Origin of the sequence: Pseudomonas onubensis (assembly GCF_965653655.1) — a bacterium.
Classification (GTDB): Bacteria; Pseudomonadota; Gammaproteobacteria; order Pseudomonadales; family Pseudomonadaceae; genus Aquipseudomonas.
Genome location: NZ_CBFHAZ010000024.1, coordinates 14272 through 30128 on the forward strand (window position 1 = coordinate 14272; position 15857 = coordinate 30128).

Sequence of the window (15857 nt, forward strand, 5' to 3'; positions counted from 1 at the left end):
AGGTAGGAACCCGGCGATGCTACTGCGCCGGGGCCCCTTGTTACCAGCAGTTACCATCAGTTACCAGTAGTTGCCGGCGTCAGGACTTCTGACCGACCAGGCTGTCCACCGACGGCACGCGGGTGTCGCTCTCCATTTGCGTTTCGTGCTCAATCTGATGACTGAACCGGTCCAGCGAACCCTGGGCCGGTTGTGCGTCGCTGGCGAACACCGGCGGGCTGAGGATATAAGCGCCCAGCAGGCGGCTGAGTGCCGCCAGGCTGTCGATGTGTGTGCGCTCATAGCCATGGGTCGCATCGCAACCGAACGCCAGCAGCGCGGTGCGAATGTCGTGGCCGGCGGTGACTGCCGAGTGGGCGTCGCTGAAGTAATAACGAAACAGGTCGCGGCGCACTGGCAGGTCGTTATCCGAGGCCAGCCGCAGCAGGTGGCGGGACAGGTGATAGTCATACGGCCCGCCGGAATCCTGCATGGCCACACTCACCGCGTGTTCGCTGGAATGCTGGCCGGGCGCAACCGGGGCGATGTCGATACCGACAAATTCACTCACATCCCAGGGCAGGGCGGCGGCCGCGCCACTGCCGGTTTCTTCGGTGATGGTGAACAGCGGGTGGCAGTCGATCAATAAAGGTTCGCCGCTGTCGATAATCGCCTTGAGCGCGGCGAGCAGGGCGGCCACACCGGCCTTATCGTCCAGGTGACGGGCGCTGATATGCCCGCTTTCGGTGAACTCGGGCAGTGGGTCAAATGCCACGTAGTCACCGATACTGATGCCTAAAGAGTCGCAATCGGCACGGGTCGCGCAGTAGGCGTCCAGACGCAGTTCCACGTGGTCCCAGCTCACCGGCATTTCATCCACGGCGGTGTTGAACGCGTGCCCGGAGGCCATCAGCGGCAACACGCTGCCACGGATCACGCCGTTGTCGGTAAACAGGCTGACGCGGCTGCCTTCGGCAAAGCGGCTGGACCAGCAACCCACCGGTGCGAGCGTCAAGCGGCCGTTGTCCTTGATCGCCCGCACGGCGGCACCGATGGTGTCCAAATGTGCGGAAACCGCGCGGTCGGGGCTGTTTTTCTGGCCCTTGAGCGTGGCGCGAATGGTGCCGCGCCGGGTCATTTCAAAGGGGATGCCGAGTTCTTCCAGGCGCTCGGCGACGTAGCGCACGATGGTGTCGGTAAACCCGGTGGGGCTGGGAATGGCGAGCATTTCCAGCAGCACTTTCTGCAGGTAGTTGAGATCCGGTTCGGGGATGGTTCGGGTCATGGAAACTCCTGATGAGTTGAGGGCATCGATGGTTTCGATGAGGTGCTGAGAGGTTCATAGGCTGTGCCGGCCTCTTCGCGAGCAAGCCCGCTCCCACATTTGGAATGCGTTTCAAGTGTGGGAGCGGGCTTGCTCGCGAAAGCGCCGGTCCAGGCAATACATCACTCAAGCAGTCGGCTGACTGTGCGGAAACAACAAATCCACAAACTTCTCAGCCGTCGGTTGCGGTTCGTGATTGGCCAGCCCGGCGCGTTCGTTGGCTTCGATAAACACATACTCGGGCTGGTCGGCGGCGGGCACCATCAGGTCCAGGCCGACCATGGGAATGTCCAATGCACGGGCGGCGCGCACGGCGGCGTCCACCAGTGTCGGGTGCAGAATCGACGTGACATCTTCCAGGCACCCACCGGTATGCAGGTTGGCGGTACGGCGCACCGCCAGGGTTTGGCCGCGCGGCAGGATGCTGCTGTAGTCGTAACCGGCGGCGTGCAGGGTGCGCTGGGTTTCGGCGTCCTGCGGGATTTTGCTTTCGCCGTCGGTAGCAGCCTGACGGCGACGGCTCTGGGCTTCGATCAAGGCGCCGATGGAGTGCTGACCATCACCGGTCACCTCGGCAGGGCGCCGAATCGCAGCGGCAACCACCTCAAAGCCGATCACCAGGATGCGCAGGTCGAGGCCCTCGTGAAAGCTTTCAAGCAGCACACGGCTGTCGAACTGGCGCGCCGCCTCGATGGCTTTTTGCACCTCTTCGATAGTCTGCAGATCCACCGCCACGCCCTGGCCTTGTTCGCCATCGAGTGGCTTGACCACGATGCGCTGGTGCTCGTCGAGAAACTCCAGGTTGTCGTCGGCGCTGCCGGCCAATTGTTGCGACGGCAGTTTCAAACCTGCTGCGCTGAGCACCTTGTGGGTCAGGCTCTTGTCCTGGCACAGGGTCATGCTGATGGCGCTGGTGAGGTCGCTCAACGACTCGCGGCAACGCACGCGGCGCCCGCCATGGCTGAGGGTGAACAGGCCGGCGTCGGCGTCATCCACTTGCACATCAATGCCACGTCGATGGGCTTCTTCGACAATGATGCGCGCATACGGGTTAAAGCCTGCCTGCGGGCCGGGGCCGAGAAACAGCGGCTGGTTGATGCCGTTCTTGCGCTTGATCGCAAAGGTGGTCAGCGCGCGAAAACCGAGCTTGGCGTAGAGGCTCTTGGCCTGACGGTTATCGTGCAGCACCGACAGGTCGAGGTAGCTCAGGCCACGGCTCATGAAGTGCTCCACCAGGTGGCGCACCAGCACCTCGCCAACGCCTGGGCGCGTGCATTGCGGGTCGACCGCCAGGCACCACAGGCTGCAACCGTTTTCCGGGTCGTGGAAGGCCTTTTGATGGTTCAGGCCCATCACGCTGCCGATCACCGCGCCGCTGTCTTCATCCTCGGCCAGCCAATACACCGGGCCGCCTTGGTGGCGTGGGGTCAGGCGTTCGGCGTCGACGGGCAGCATGCCGCGGCCTTGATACAGCTGGTTGACCGCTTGCCAATCGGCTTCGCTCTGCACGCGGCGTATGCGAAAGCCACGAAACACGCGGGTGGCGGGGCGGTAATCGCTGAACCACAGGCGCAGGGTGTCGGACGGGTCGAGGAACAACTGCTGCGGGTCGATCCCGAGTATCTGCTGGGGCGCGGCCACATAAAGTGCGATATCGCGCTCGCCGGCCTGCTCGTTGAGTAACTCCTGGGCCAGACTCGCCGGGTCCGGGAAGGTATGCCCTATCAATAACCGGCCCCAGCCGCAATGCACGGCAATCGGCTCGGCGCCCAGTGGGCTGCCGTCTTCAGCCAGGCGCGCCTGCAGGCGTTCGTAGGTCGGCGCCTGGCCCTTGAGCAAGCGTTGGCTGTAAGCCGCTGCAAGAGGTTTCATCGATCAGATTCCTTGTTCGCTGAGCCACAGGTTCAGCGCCGCCAGTTGCCATAATTTGGAGCCGCGCAGCGGCGTCAGTTGGCCTTGCGGGTCGGTCAGCAGGCGGTCAAGCATGGCCGGGTTGAACAGGCCGCGATCCTGGCTCGGGTCCATCAGCAGGTCGCGCACCCAATTCAAGGTGTCGCCCTGCAAATGCTTGAGCCCCGGCACCGGGAAGTAGCCTTTCTTGCGGTCGATGACCTCACTCGGAATAACTCGGCGTGCGGCCTCTTTCAACACCTGCTTGCCGCCATCGGGCAATTTGAATTTGCCTGGTACACGGGCCGACAGTTCTACCAGGCGGTAGTCCAGGAACGGCGTGCGCGCTTCCAGGCCCCAGGCCATGGTCATGTTGTCGACGCGTTTGACCGGGTCGTCCACCAGCATCACCGTGCTGTCTAGGCGCAGGGCCTTGTCCACGGCGGCATCCGCGCCGGGCATGGCGAAATGTTCGCGCACGAAGTCACCGGCGGCGTCGTTGGCGGTCAGCCATTTTGGTGCGACGGTGGCGGCGTAGTCGTCGTAGCTGCGGTCAAAAAAAGCGTCGCGGTAGGCGGCATACGGGTCGCTGGCGCCGTCCACCTGCGGGTACCAGTGGTAGCCGGCGAACAACTCGTCGGCGCCCTGGCCGCTCTGCACCACTTTGCAATGCTTGGCCACTTCCCGCGACAGCAGGTAGAAGGCGATGCAGTCATGGCTGACCATCGGCTCGCTCATGGCGCGAAACGCTGCCGGCAGTTGCTCGATGATTTCGCTTTCGGCGATGCGCAATTGGTGATGACGGGTGCCGTAGTGCTTGGCGATCAGGTCCGAGTATTGAAACTCGTTGCCAGCCTCGCCGCCGGCATCTTCAAAGCCGATGGAGAAGGTCGACAAGTCCTGCACGCCGACTTCACGCAGCAGGCCCACGAGCATGCTCGAATCGACACCGCCGGAGAGCAGCACGCCGACATCCACGGCGGCACGTTGGCGGATCGCCACGGCTTCGCGAGTGCTATCGAGTACGCGGTCGGTCCAGTCTTCGAGGCTGAGGTTTTTTTCATCCTCATGCGGGCCATAAGACAGGGTCCACCAGGTTTTCTGCTCGGTGGTGCCGTTGGCGTCGATGCGCATCCAGCTTGCTGGCGGCAGTTTTTCGATACCCGCCAGCAAGGTGCGCGGTGCAGGCACCACGGCGTGGAAATTCAAATAATGATTAAGCGCGACCGGATCCAGGATCGGGTTGATATCGCCGCCCTTGAGCAGTGCCGGCAGCGCTGAAGCAAAACGCAGGCGCTGGCCGGTGCGCGACAGGTACAGCGGCTTCACACCCAGACGGTCACGGGCGATAAACAGGCGCTGGGCATCACGCTCCCAGATGGCAAAGGCAAACATGCCATTGAGCTTGGGCAGCAAGGCTTCGCCCCAGGCGTGATAGCCCTTGAGCAGCACTTCGGTGTCACCGCCTGAATAGAAGGCGTAGCCCAGGGCTTCCAGCTCTTGACGCAGTTCGGGGAAATTGTAGATTGCACCGTTGAACGCCAGCGACAGCCCCAGTTGGGCGTCGACCATCGGTTGGGCGGAGCCGTCCGACAGGTCCATGATCTTCAGGCGGCGGTGGCCCAGGGCAATCGGCCCTTGGGCATGAAAGCCCCAGGCGTCAGGGCCTCGCGGGGCAAGGTGATGGGTGATGCGTTCGACGGCTGCCAGGTCGGCAGGTTGATGATCAAAGCGTAACTCGCCAGCTAATCCACACATAAATTCCTTACCGGTTTTTCCGTTGGGGAGGGCAATACTCAATACGCCCGACAGGGCGCGTACCCAGAAACTGACCCAGTGCTATGCGTGGAGTTTTAGACCGATAAGTTATAAGGCAAATAGCCGCGATACTCGCAGCCGCGTCGTTTCTTCCCTCACGGTAATCAGCGTGTCGCTGGTTTTCCTCGAACCAACGCGCGCAGGGCAAACCGGTTCGGGTGGCAGGCTTCGGCCACGCTGGCCGGCACCGGCAGCGGTTCGTCATTCAGCCAGGCGGCCAATAATTCGCCGCACAGCGGCGCGGTAATCAGCCCGCGCGAGCCGTGGCCGCTGTTGATAAACAGGCCCGGCAACCACGGGCAGGGCGTATCCGGGACTTGCCGAGCGTCCTTGCCCAGTACGGCATACGCCTGTTGGAAAGCAGCGCTTTCGGCCAAGGGGCCGACGATTGGCAGGTAGTCAGTGCTGGTGCAACGAAAGGCGGCGCGGCCATGCAAGTCTTCGGCATTCAGTGAGTCAGCACCAAGACGCCGCAACAGGTCTGCGGAAATCTCCCGCAGCATCGAAAGGTTGCCCGTGTGCTCGGCGAGGGTGGGCGTGAGGTCTTCATTATTGAAATCAAAACTGGCACCCAAGGTGTGTTCGCCAAGGCGGGCCGGTGCAACATAACCTTCTGCGCACACCACGGTGGCCAATGCCGCACTCGCCGGGGTTTGCGCCAAGCGCGTGATTTGCCCGCGAATACGCTTGAGCGGCAAGCCCGCGCTGAGCGGGAAGCGCTTTATTTCGGCTGCCCCGGCCAGCACTACCACGCTGGCGCTGGCCAGCACGCGGTCGCCGTCGCGCGCTTGCCACTGCTCGTCAACGCGGTGCAGCTCAAGCGCCTCGTGGTGGGTGAGCACCTTGATCAGCGGATGTGCGGCTTGCCATTCGCACAGCGCTGGTGGATGCACCCAGCCACCCTCCGGGAAAAACAGCCCGCCTTGGGCCAGCTCGATGCCGGCCTGTTGTTGAGCCTGTTCGCGGCCCAGCAAGTGCAACAGACTCGGTGCAAAGGCCTCGGCCAGTTGCGCCTGGCGCTGGGCTTCCTTGGCGTCAAACGCCAGTTGCAGGACGCCGCAGCCGTCCCAGTCAACGCCTCGCTGCAAGTGCTCCAGCAGGCGCCGGGTATGGCCGAAACCGCTGAGTATCAGCTGCGACAGCGCAGTGCCATGCGCCGACAACTTGAGGTACAGCACGCCTTGCGGGTTGCCCGAAGCTTCCTGGGCCAAGGCGGCGTGACGCTCCAGCAGGCTGACGCGCCAGCCTCGGGCGGCGAGGCTGGCGGCGGTGGCGCAACCGGCCAGGCCGCCACCGATGACCATGGCATGGCGCTCGCCGTCGACGGCTGCCGGGCGCGCAAACCAGGGTTTGAGTGTGGCGGGCGGCAGTGTGCCCTCGGGCCAACCGAGAAACTCGCCGCGCAGGATCTCCCACTTGTGGCCAATGCCGGGCGTGCGTTTCATCTTGAAGCCGGCGGCGTTGATCAGACGCCGCACCCAGCCGGTGCTGGTGAAGGTGCTGATGGTCGAACCCGGCGCCGCCAGGCGGGCCAGTTCGGCAAACAGCTCGGCGGTCCACATATCGGGGTTTTTCGCCGGGGCGAACCCGTCGAGAAACCACGCGTCGACTTGCGCATCCAGCTGCGGCAGTTGCTCCAGCGCATCGCCGATCAACAGCGTCAGGGTCACGCGGCCGTTATCCAGCACCAGGCGCTGGAAGCCTTGATGGATCGCGATGTACTGCGCCAACAGTTGCTCGGCAAACGGTTGCAGTTCGGGCCAGAGGGCGAGGGCGCGCTGCAGGTCGGTGTGGCTCAGCGGGTACTTTTCCACGCTGACAAAATGCAGGCGAGCCCCGGCCACTGCGTGTTGTTCGAACAATTGCCAGGCGCACAGGAAATTCAGCCCTGTACCAAACCCGGTCTCACCAATCACCAGCCGCCCATTCGCCGGCAAGGCAGCGAAGCGCTCCTGCAGGCGGTTCTGTTCAAGGAACACATAACGGGTTTCTTCAAGGCCCGACTTGTCGGAAAAATACACGTCGTCGAACACCCGCGAATGCGGGCGGCCTTGGTCATCCCAGTCGAGCTGGGCGTGGGTGATGGGATTCATGGGCAACTCATAAAAGTAACAGCAGGCAAAGGCAAGGCGGCCATTCTAGCCGATCAACCGGCAATGAATTGACCCATGGCAAGCGCGGGTGGAATTTCCTCCCGCGTGTTGTTGCCCAATCCGCTAGTCTTGAGCCATCTTGAAACGGAGCTGCCCATGTTCGAATCCGCCGAAATCGGTCACGCCATCGACAAAGACACCTATGACGCCGAAGTGCCGGCCCTGCGTGAAGCCTTGCTGGAGGTGCAGTACGAGCTGCAACAGCAGAAACGCTTCCCGGTGATCATCCTGATCAACGGCATCGAGGGTGCGGGCAAGGGCGAAACCGTCAAGCTGCTCAATGAATGGATGGACCCGCGCCTGATCGAGGTGCGCACCTTCGACCAGCAGACCGACGAAGAACTGGCGCGCCCACCAGCGTGGCGCTATTGGCGCCAGCTGCCGGCCAAGGGGCGCATGGGCATCTTTTTCGGTAACTGGTACAGTCAGATGCTGCAAAGTCGCGTGCATGGCCAGATCAAGGACGCGCGCCTGGACCAGGCCATCGCCGGTGCCGAGCGCCTGGAAAAGATGCTCTGCGATGAAGGGGCGCTGATCTTCAAGTTCTGGTTTCACCTGTCGAAAAAACAGATGAAGGCACGGCTCAAGGCGCTGGCCGATGACCCGTTGCACAGCTGGCGCATCAGCCCGCTGGACTGGCAGCAGTCCGAGACCTACGACAAGTTTGTGCATTTTGGTGAGCGCATTCTGCGCCGCACCAGCCGCGACTACGCGCCGTGGCATGTAATCGAAGGCGTGGATGCGCATTACCGCAGCCTCACCGTGGGCAAGATCCTGCTCGAAAGCCTGCAAAATGCCCTGAAACTGCCCAAAGGCAAGGCCAGCGGCATGAACCCGGCGCCGTTGATCGCCTCGGTGGACAAGAAGGGCCTGCTCGACAGCCTCGACTTGACCCTGCGCCTGGACAAAGACGACTACGAAGAACAACTGATTACCGAGCAGGCGCGTTTCTCCGGCCTGATGCGCGACAAACGCATGCGCAAGCACGCACTGATCACCGTGTTTGAAGGCAACGATGCGGCAGGCAAGGGCGGGGCAATCCGCCGAGTGGCGGCGGCGCTGGATCCGCGTCAGTACCATATCGTGCCGATTGCCGCGCCGAGTGAAGACGAGCGCGCCCAGCCGTATCTGTGGCGGTTCTGGCAGAAGATTCCGGCACGCGGGATGTTCACCGTGTTCGACCGCTCGTGGTATGGCCGCGTGCTGGTAGAACGCGTCGAAGGCTTCTGCACCCCGGCGGACTGGATGCGCGCCTATGGCGAGATCAACGACTTTGAAGAGCAACTGCGCGATGCGGGCGTGATCGTGGTCAAGTTCTGGCTGGCCATCGACAAAGATACGCAGTTGGAGCGCTTCCAGGCCCGTGAGGAAATCCCCTTCAAGCGCTTCAAGATCACCGAAGACGACTGGCGCAACCGCGACAAGTGGGACGATTACCGGGCCGCCGTCGGCGATATGGTCGACCGCACCAGCACCGAGGTGTCGCCATGGACCCTGGTGGAAGCCAACGACAAGCGCTGGGCGCGGGTCAAGGTGCTGCGCACCATCAACCGCGCGCTGGAAGAGGCGTTCGACAAGACCGACAAGCACGATAAAAAGAAAAAGAAATAAAGGCGGCAGGTTTTGTGGCGAGCGAGCTTGTTGTGGCGAGCGAGCTTGCTCGCGCTGGGGCGCGAAGCGGCCCCTATTACAAACACCGCGTTCCTTCAGTTACACCGCATTCTCAGCTTTTGGGGCCGCTTCGCAGCCCAGCGCGAGCAAGCTCGCTCGCCACCCTAACTATGTTCGTCATCAGTCTCCATGCTTTTGTATATGCCAGGTGAATGATCGTCGCTGTTGGGCAGGCCCGGCTCTATGCTCGGTCCATCTCCCAACAACAAGATCGAGGTAGCCCATGCGTGAAGTAGTGATCGTCGACAGCGTGCGAACCGGCCTGGCCAAGTCCTTTCGTGGCAAGTTCAACCAGACGCGCCCGGATGACATGGCGGCCCATTGCGTCAACGCACTGCTGAGCCGCAATGGTATCGACCCGGCGACGGTCGAGGACTGCATTGTCGGCGCCGGCTCCAACGAAGGCGCCCAGGGCTACAACATCGGGCGTAACGTGGCGGTGCTCTCGCAATTGGGCACGGGCACGGCGGGCATGACCCTCAACCGTTTCTGCTCCTCGGGCTTGCAGGCGATTGCCATTGCAGCCAACCAGATTGCCTCGGGCTGCAGCGATATCATCGTCGCCGGCGGCGTCGAGTCCATCAGCCTGACCATGAAAAGCGTTAACACCGATAACCTGATCAACCCGTTACTCAAGGAGCAGGTGCCGGGTATTTACTTTCCCATGGGCCAGACGGCCGAGATCGTCGCCCGCCGTTATAACGTCAGCCGCGAAGACCAGGACCTGTATGCCCTGCAAAGCCAGCAGCGGACTGCCCAGGCCCAGGCCGACGGGTTGTTCAACGATGAAATCGTGCCGATGGCGGTCAAGTACACAGTCGAAGACAAGCACACCGGCCAGGTACAGGTGCTCGATGCAGTGGTCGACCGCGACGACTGCAACCGCCCGGAGACTACCCTGGCCAGTCTCAATGGCTTAAAGCCGGTATTTGCCGAGGACGGTTCGGTAACGGCGGGCAATTCCTCGCAGTTGTCCGATGGCGCCTCGATGACGCTGGTGATGAGCCTGGAAAAAGCCCTGCAACTGGGGCTCAAGCCCAAGGCGTTTTTCCGTGGCTTTACCGTGGCCGGTTGCGAGCCGGACGAAATGGGCATTGGCCCGGTGTTTTCAGTGCCCAAGTTGCTCAAGGCCAAGGGCTTGCAGGTGGCGGATATTGATCTGTGGGAGCTCAACGAGGCGTTTGCCTCGCAGTGCCTCTACGCCCGTAATCGCCTGGAAATCGACAATGCCAAATACAACGTCAACGGCGGTTCGATCTCGATCGGCCACCCGTTCGGCATGACCGGGTCACGTCAAGTGGGGCACCTGGTGCGTGAGCTGCAGCGGCGGAACCTGCGCTACGGCATCGTCACCATGTGCGTGGGCGGAGGTATGGGCGCCAGCGGTTTGTTTGAGGCCGTGCGCTAGTCGATCGACAATTCAATAGTGAGGGGGCGCTTGCGCCCCCTCTGCGTATCGGTTGTTCAGCAATAATAAGACGCTATTTTTAATTGGGCCATTAGTTGGTATGGCGTCCTGAATACGGTTATTTTTCAGTGCATGTAATCTTGTTCTTACAGATGCAATCTGTTCGGAATTATTCTCATTAATCTGCATGTAGTCCAATTCCTTCAGTGGTTTTCAAAGTTTTGGCAAATTGCCATGTTTTTCCTGCGAGTGCTGGTGGCTTAGGGCTACTTCGTTATGGGAAACGGACGGCTTACTTATTCAAGTGTTGAGTGGAAACTTGCCCGGCGTTGAGCGATACCCGAATTGCAATACAAAAAGTTGGAAAAGCAGTTCGGGAACAATCGACTGAATGGCGCGGGTAACACCGCTCGTTTGATCAGTCCTGCGCCTCCCATAGGTGTGGCAGGGCTCCTTTAATGACATTTGTTAAGTGGGAATTTGTGCATGAAAACCAAAATGAAAACTGCGCTGTTGGTTGTCGGTCTGCTGGCGGGTTCGGTATCCGTTGCCCAGGCGGCGGATGGTACGGTCACGTTCTTGGGGTCGGTCCATTCGGGTGCTTGCTCTATCAAGCCTGATTCTGTCGATCAGACTGTGCGTCTGGGGGCGATTGCCAAGCATCAGCTGCAGTCGGGTGGCAAGTCTGAGGCCCGTCGTGTGTTGATCGAGCTGGAAGGTTGCGACCTGTCCGGTCTCACCGATAACACCGTGACCACGACCTTCACTGGCGCACCCTCGACCGACGTTCCGGGTGCAATCGGCACGGTCGGCGGCGCAGGCGGCATTGGCATCATGATGACCCACGGTGGCGCCCCCATTGAGTTAGGCGTTCCTACCACCCCGCAAGCCATCTCCACCGGTAACAACACACTGGAGTTCGGTGCCTTTGTGCAGGGTGCCGCCACGGACCCGATCATTCCGGGCGACTTCAGCGCAGTCACCAACTTCACCTTGGCTTATCAGTAAGTTTTTCCCCCGCCACCGTGCGTGGCGGGGGACGCTGACGGGAGATCCAGGTGAATACATTCATACGTCTGGCTATCGCCTCTTCATTGACGACCTTCATCAGCCCTGGCGTTTTCGCCCAGGCGTCTTCGCAGGGTGATGGAGTTGTGCTGCTGGGGGGGCAAGTCGTTGATTCAGCCTGCGGGCTGGAACTGAGCAGTATCGACCAAACCATCGAGATGCCGCCGGAGCCGGTTGGCCGCCTGTTGCGCAATACGCGCGGAGAAGATCATCCGTTCCAACTGCGCCTGGTCAATTGCTCATTGACGCGTCCGGACCCATCGCGCCCTGGGGCAACCCTGCCCGATTGGGAGCACATGCGCGTGACATTTGACGGCCCGACCGACAGGGCCGGGCTCTCGTTTGCCGTGTCCGGCGTCTCACAGGGGGTTGCCCTGCACATTGTGGACGCTGCCGGCGAGGAGAGTATTCCGGGCCAGCGGATGGCCCCGACGCCGTTGTCGGAAGGCGATATGACACTCAACTACAGGTTTTATCTGGTCGGCAATGGATTGCCGCTGGTAGTGGGTGCCCACACCGCCGCAGTGCGGTTCAAGTTGGAATACTTTTGAATATTGACGGACAGGCGTTCATGTTGAATACAGCGAAGATCAAAAATACGCTGCGCCCAAGCCTGTTTGGCGGGTTGATGTCACTGGCAGGCACTGCAATGGGTGCCGGGGATATCGAGTTTAATACTGATGTGCTCGATCTGATTGATCGGACTAATATTGACTTGTCTCAGTTTGCGCGCAGCGGGTTTATTCTGCCGGGCACTTACACGATGGTTGTGCAGGTCAATGGCCAGCCTATTCCAGAACAATCAGTAGCGTTCTATCACCCCGATAATGACCCTAAAGGCAGCCAGGCGTGTTTATCGCGCAGTTTGGTGGAGCAGTTGGGCCTCAAAGTGTCCGATACCGACAAACTGACCTGGTGGAAGGGCGGCGAGTGCCTGGACATTCAAAGCCTGCCGGGCATGGAAGTCAGTGGCGATCTGGCCACCGCGACACTGAGCATCAACTTGCCCCAGGCTTACCTGGAATACAACGCCCTCAACTGGGACCCGCCCTCGCGCTGGGACGAAGGGGTGCCGGGGTTGCTTGTCGACTATAGCCTGACGGCGCAGTCCAACTACCAACGTGGCGATGGCAACCGCAACAACCTCAGTGGCAACGGCACCGTCGGCGCCAATGCCGGTGCCTGGCGCTTGCGGGCGGACTGGCAAGGGCGAGTCGAGCGTGGCCGGCAGGAAGCCGCCGGGCCGCAAAAACTGGAGTGGAGCCGCTACTACGCCTATCGCGCGATTCCTGCGTTGAAGGCGCGTTTGGTGGTGGGCGAAAATTACCTGTATTCGGACCTGTTCGACAGCTTCCGTTTTACCGGAGCTGCGCTCAACTCCGATGAAAGCCAGTTGCCCCCCAACCTGCGTGGCTACGCGCCGGAAGTGGTCGGGGTGGCCAAGACCAATGCCAAAGTCATCATCAGCCAACAGGGGCGTGTGCTCTACGAAACCCTGGTGGCGGCCGGCCCCTTTCGCATTCAAGACTTGAACGATGCCGTCACCGGCAAGCTGGATGTACGGGTCGAAGAGCAGGACGGTTCGGTGCACAGCTTTCAGATGGACACCGCAGGCGTTCCCTACCTCACGCGTCCGGGGCAGGTGCGTTACAAGGTGGCGACCGGGCGCCCGTCCAACCTGCAGTACGGCTCCGATGGCAACGTTTTCGGCACCGGGGAATTTTCCTGGGGGGTCAGCAACGGCTGGTCGTTGTTTGGCGGCGCCATCACCGATAACAACTATCGGGCGTTGTCCGTAGGTGCCGGTCGCGACCTGCTGGCGTTCGGCGCCGTCTCGCTGGATGTGACCCAGTCCCACGCCAATGTGTGGGACGAGACACTCTCGGGCAAATCCTATCGGCTGCAATATTCCAAGAACTTTGAAGAGTACGACAGCCAAGTGACCTTCGCCGGTTACCGGTTCTCCGAGAAGAACTTCTTGAGCATGAGCGAGTATCTGGATGCTCGGCATTACGGGTTGAACGGTGAACTTGGCGGGCGCGGCGACTACCGGGAAATGAGCGAGGGCTGGAAGCCGATTGGCGGCAGCAAGGCCCTGTATACGGTGACGGTGAACAAGCAGTTTCGTGACCTGGGCGCCACCGTTTATGCCAGCTACCACAAGCAGACGTATTGGGACCGGCCGGACACTCAGCGCTGGAACCTGTCGTTGTCGCGCTACTTCAATGTGGGCACGGTCAAGAACATGAGCCTGTCGCTGAACATGTATCGCACCCAGGAATATACCTATAACGACAACGGTATGGCGTTGACGGTCAGCCTGCCATTGGGGCGCACCGGCACACTGTCGGCGGACGCTAACAGGGCCGCCGGCAAAAACAGCTTTACAACGCGCTACAGCGATCGCATCGACGAACGCAACAGTTACCAGCTCAGTGCCGGCAACTCATCCGCCAGTGGTTACTTGAGCCATCGCGGCGACCAGGCCGACATTGACCTGAGCGCCAGTACTCAAGAGGGCGGCTACAACAGCCTCGGCGTATCGGCGCGTGGCGGTGGCACGCTCACGCCTTACGGCGCGGCATTGCACCGTACCACCAGTACCGGCGGCACACGCCTGATGATCGACACCGGCGGTGTGCCCGATGTGCCGGTGCGCGGTTACGGCTCGCCGACTCGCAGTAACGCATTCGGCAAGGCGGTCATTTCCGATATCAGCAGCTACCAGCGCACGGCGGCCAGTGTCGATCTGGAGAACTTGCCGAGCACGGTGGAAGCCACTCAATCGGTCACCCAATTGACGCTCACCGAAGGGGCTATCGGTTATCGCTCGCTGGATGTGATTGCCGGTGAAAAAGCCATGGCCGTTCTGCGCCTGCCGGATGGCAGCTTGCCGCCTTTCGGCGCGACGGTGAAGAACCTCAAACAACAGGACACCGGGATTGTGAATGACGGCGGCAACGTCTACTTAAGCGGCATTCAGGCCGGTGAGCAGATGGTCGTCAGTTGGGGCGGGAACGAGCAATGCGTTGTCACGCTCCCCACCCAGTTGCCCGCGGATGGCTTGACCGATGCCCTGCAGTTGCACTGCCAGCGTGTCGCCACTGGCCCATCCTCGCCCGCGCCGGCCGCGCTGACCGGCAAGCCCATCGATACGGAGAATACAAGCTCATGATGCTTAATACGCGCTTCACCCCCCATGCCTTTGTGCTGCTGGCCCTGGGCCTGGGCCTGAGCCAGAGTGCCAACGCTGCGGTAGGCCTGGACCGTACCCGTGTGATTTTCGATGGCGGCAAAGAGGCCACCAGCGTGAGCATCACCAACAACAATACTCAGCTGCCCTACCTGGCCCAGGGCTGGATCGAGGATGAGTCGGGCAAGAAAATCACCTCGCCCTTGATCGTGCTGCCGCCGGTTCAACGTTTGGAGCCTGGCAAACAAAGCCAGGTGAAAGTCCAGGCGTTGCCGGCAGCCAAGTCGTTGCCGCAAGACCGCGAGACGGTCTACTACTTCAACCTGAGGGAGATCCCGCCGCGCAGTGATAAATCCAACACGCTGCAAATTGCTTTGCAGACCCGTATCAAATTGTTCTACCGGCCGGATGCCATCGCGCCGAGTCAGCAAGACCTCTCCAACCCTTGGCAGCAGAAACTGACCCTGACTCGCGAAGGTGACCAATACCGGGTCAATAACCCGACGCCTTACTACGTGACCCTGGTGGATGCGCGTGCCAGCAAAGACGGCAAAACCGTGCCGGGCTTCGCGCCGGTGATGGTCCCGCCCAAGGGCGCATTGACCTTGGGCCCCACCGCCAGTGCGCTGGGCACGAGCCCTTACCTGGCCTATGTGAATGATTACGGTGGTCGTCCGCTCCTGGCCTTCAACTGCACTGGCGACACGTGCAGCGTGAACGTGCAGGCCTCATCGCCTGGTCAGTAATGCCGGCTGCTGGAGAACGTTATGAAGTCGCAACATATCAAGGTCTTGGGCGGCCTGCTTTGGGTCTTGGCGGCCGGGGCACATGCCGCCGAGGATGACGAGGATATCGAAGGCATGAGTGGGTTGCTCAATGTGCTCGGTTCCATGCATGAATCGCCGTGCAGCCTGGAGATGAACTCGCTGCATCAGACGGTGGACCTGGAGGCGGTGTCGACCAGCCAGTTGCAGCGGCCCGGCGACCAGGCGACCGCCAAAGCGTTTCAACTGCGCTTTACCGATTGCCAGCGCACCGCCGGTCGCGTGCGCAGTGAGCGCACGGGCAACCTGGCGTGGAGTGCTTACCAGCCGGTGCTGTCGGTGGCGTTTGACGCGCCGGCCGATGCCGATGACCCACGGCTGGTCAAAGTGCAAGGCGTTACCGGGATGGGCCTGCAGCTGACCGATGCCCTGGGCCGCGATGTGCAGTTGGGCTCAAGGGGCGAACCGTTGTTTCTGCCGGTGGGGCGCAACATCCAGACGTGGAAGGTCCGGCCCACACGTACTTCCGCGCCGTTGACCAGTGGGGCATTCAGGGCCGTGGTGGAATTCAGGCTCAATTATGAGTAAG

Annotated in this window: 11 protein-coding genes; 7 read left to right on the forward strand and 4 right to left on the reverse strand. The window is 61.3% G+C overall.

The window, feature by feature from the left end; all coding sequences use genetic code 11:
* Positions 1-79: 79 nt before the first annotated feature.
* From ACTD9P_RS10800 to mnmC, 4 genes are all read right to left on the reverse strand, one after another.
* On the reverse strand, positions 80-1264 hold the full coding sequence (locus ACTD9P_RS10800) for an osmoprotectant NAGGN system M42 family peptidase (RefSeq protein WP_094953533.1): 1185 nt from the start codon (positions 1262-1264) through the stop codon (positions 80-82).
* Positions 1265-1429: 165 nt separating this feature from the next.
* Positions 1430-3175: an N-acetylglutaminylglutamine synthetase gene (gene ngg / locus ACTD9P_RS10805; RefSeq protein ID WP_438867705.1), complete on the reverse strand. Its 1746-nt coding sequence runs from the start codon at positions 3173-3175 to the stop codon at positions 1430-1432.
* 3 nt (positions 3176-3178) lie between these two features.
* The gene (locus tag ACTD9P_RS10810; protein ID WP_438867706.1) at positions 3179-4951 is read right to left on the reverse strand and encodes an N-acetylglutaminylglutamine amidotransferase; all 1773 of its coding nucleotides are present in this window, start codon (positions 4949-4951) and stop codon (positions 3179-3181) included.
* 164 nt (positions 4952-5115) lie between these two features.
* Positions 5116-7104 (reverse strand): bifunctional tRNA (5-methylaminomethyl-2-thiouridine)(34)-methyltransferase MnmC2/FAD-dependent 5-carboxymethylaminomethyl-2-thiouridine(34) oxidoreductase MnmC1, encoded by a 1989-nt coding sequence (gene mnmC / locus ACTD9P_RS10815; RefSeq protein ID WP_438867707.1) that lies wholly within the window; start codon positions 7102-7104, stop codon positions 5116-5118.
* A 156-nt stretch (positions 7105-7260) separates the two neighbouring features.
* Here mnmC and pap point away from each other — a divergent pair, with 156 nt between their 5' ends.
* The 7 genes from pap (at position 7261) to ACTD9P_RS10850 (ending at position 15856) form a co-directional block, all read left to right on the forward strand.
* Positions 7261-8775 (forward strand): polyphosphate:AMP phosphotransferase, encoded by a 1515-nt coding sequence (pap, locus tag ACTD9P_RS10820; RefSeq protein ID WP_438867708.1) that lies wholly within the window; start codon positions 7261-7263, stop codon positions 8773-8775.
* A 283-nt stretch (positions 8776-9058) separates the two neighbouring features.
* Positions 9059-10243: a thiolase family protein gene (locus tag ACTD9P_RS10825; RefSeq protein ID WP_438867710.1), complete on the forward strand. Its 1185-nt coding sequence runs from the start codon at positions 9059-9061 to the stop codon at positions 10241-10243.
* Between the two features lie 498 nt (positions 10244-10741).
* Positions 10742-11251 carry a fimbrial protein gene (locus ACTD9P_RS10830; protein ID WP_438867749.1) on the forward strand — a complete coding sequence of 170 codons (510 nt, stop codon included), beginning with the start codon at positions 10742-10744 and terminating at the stop codon, positions 11249-11251.
* A gap of 50 nt (positions 11252-11301) precedes the next feature.
* Positions 11302-11862, forward strand: coding sequence for a fimbrial protein (locus ACTD9P_RS10835; RefSeq protein ID WP_438867711.1), 561 nt, complete (start codon positions 11302-11304; stop codon positions 11860-11862).
* A gap of 20 nt (positions 11863-11882) precedes the next feature.
* Positions 11883-14486, forward strand: a complete 2604-nt coding sequence (locus ACTD9P_RS10840) for an outer membrane usher protein (protein WP_438867712.1) — start codon at positions 11883-11885, stop codon at positions 14484-14486.
* On the forward strand, positions 14483-15250 hold the full coding sequence (locus tag ACTD9P_RS10845; RefSeq protein ID WP_438867713.1) for a fimbria/pilus periplasmic chaperone: 768 nt from the start codon (positions 14483-14485) through the stop codon (positions 15248-15250). Before ACTD9P_RS10840 ends, ACTD9P_RS10845 begins: the two co-directional genes overlap by 4 nt.
* Positions 15251-15271: 21 nt before the next feature.
* Positions 15272-15856: a fimbrial protein gene (locus ACTD9P_RS10850; RefSeq protein ID WP_438867714.1), complete on the forward strand. Its 585-nt coding sequence runs from the start codon at positions 15272-15274 to the stop codon at positions 15854-15856.
* The last annotated feature ends 1 nt before the right edge of the window (position 15857 follow it).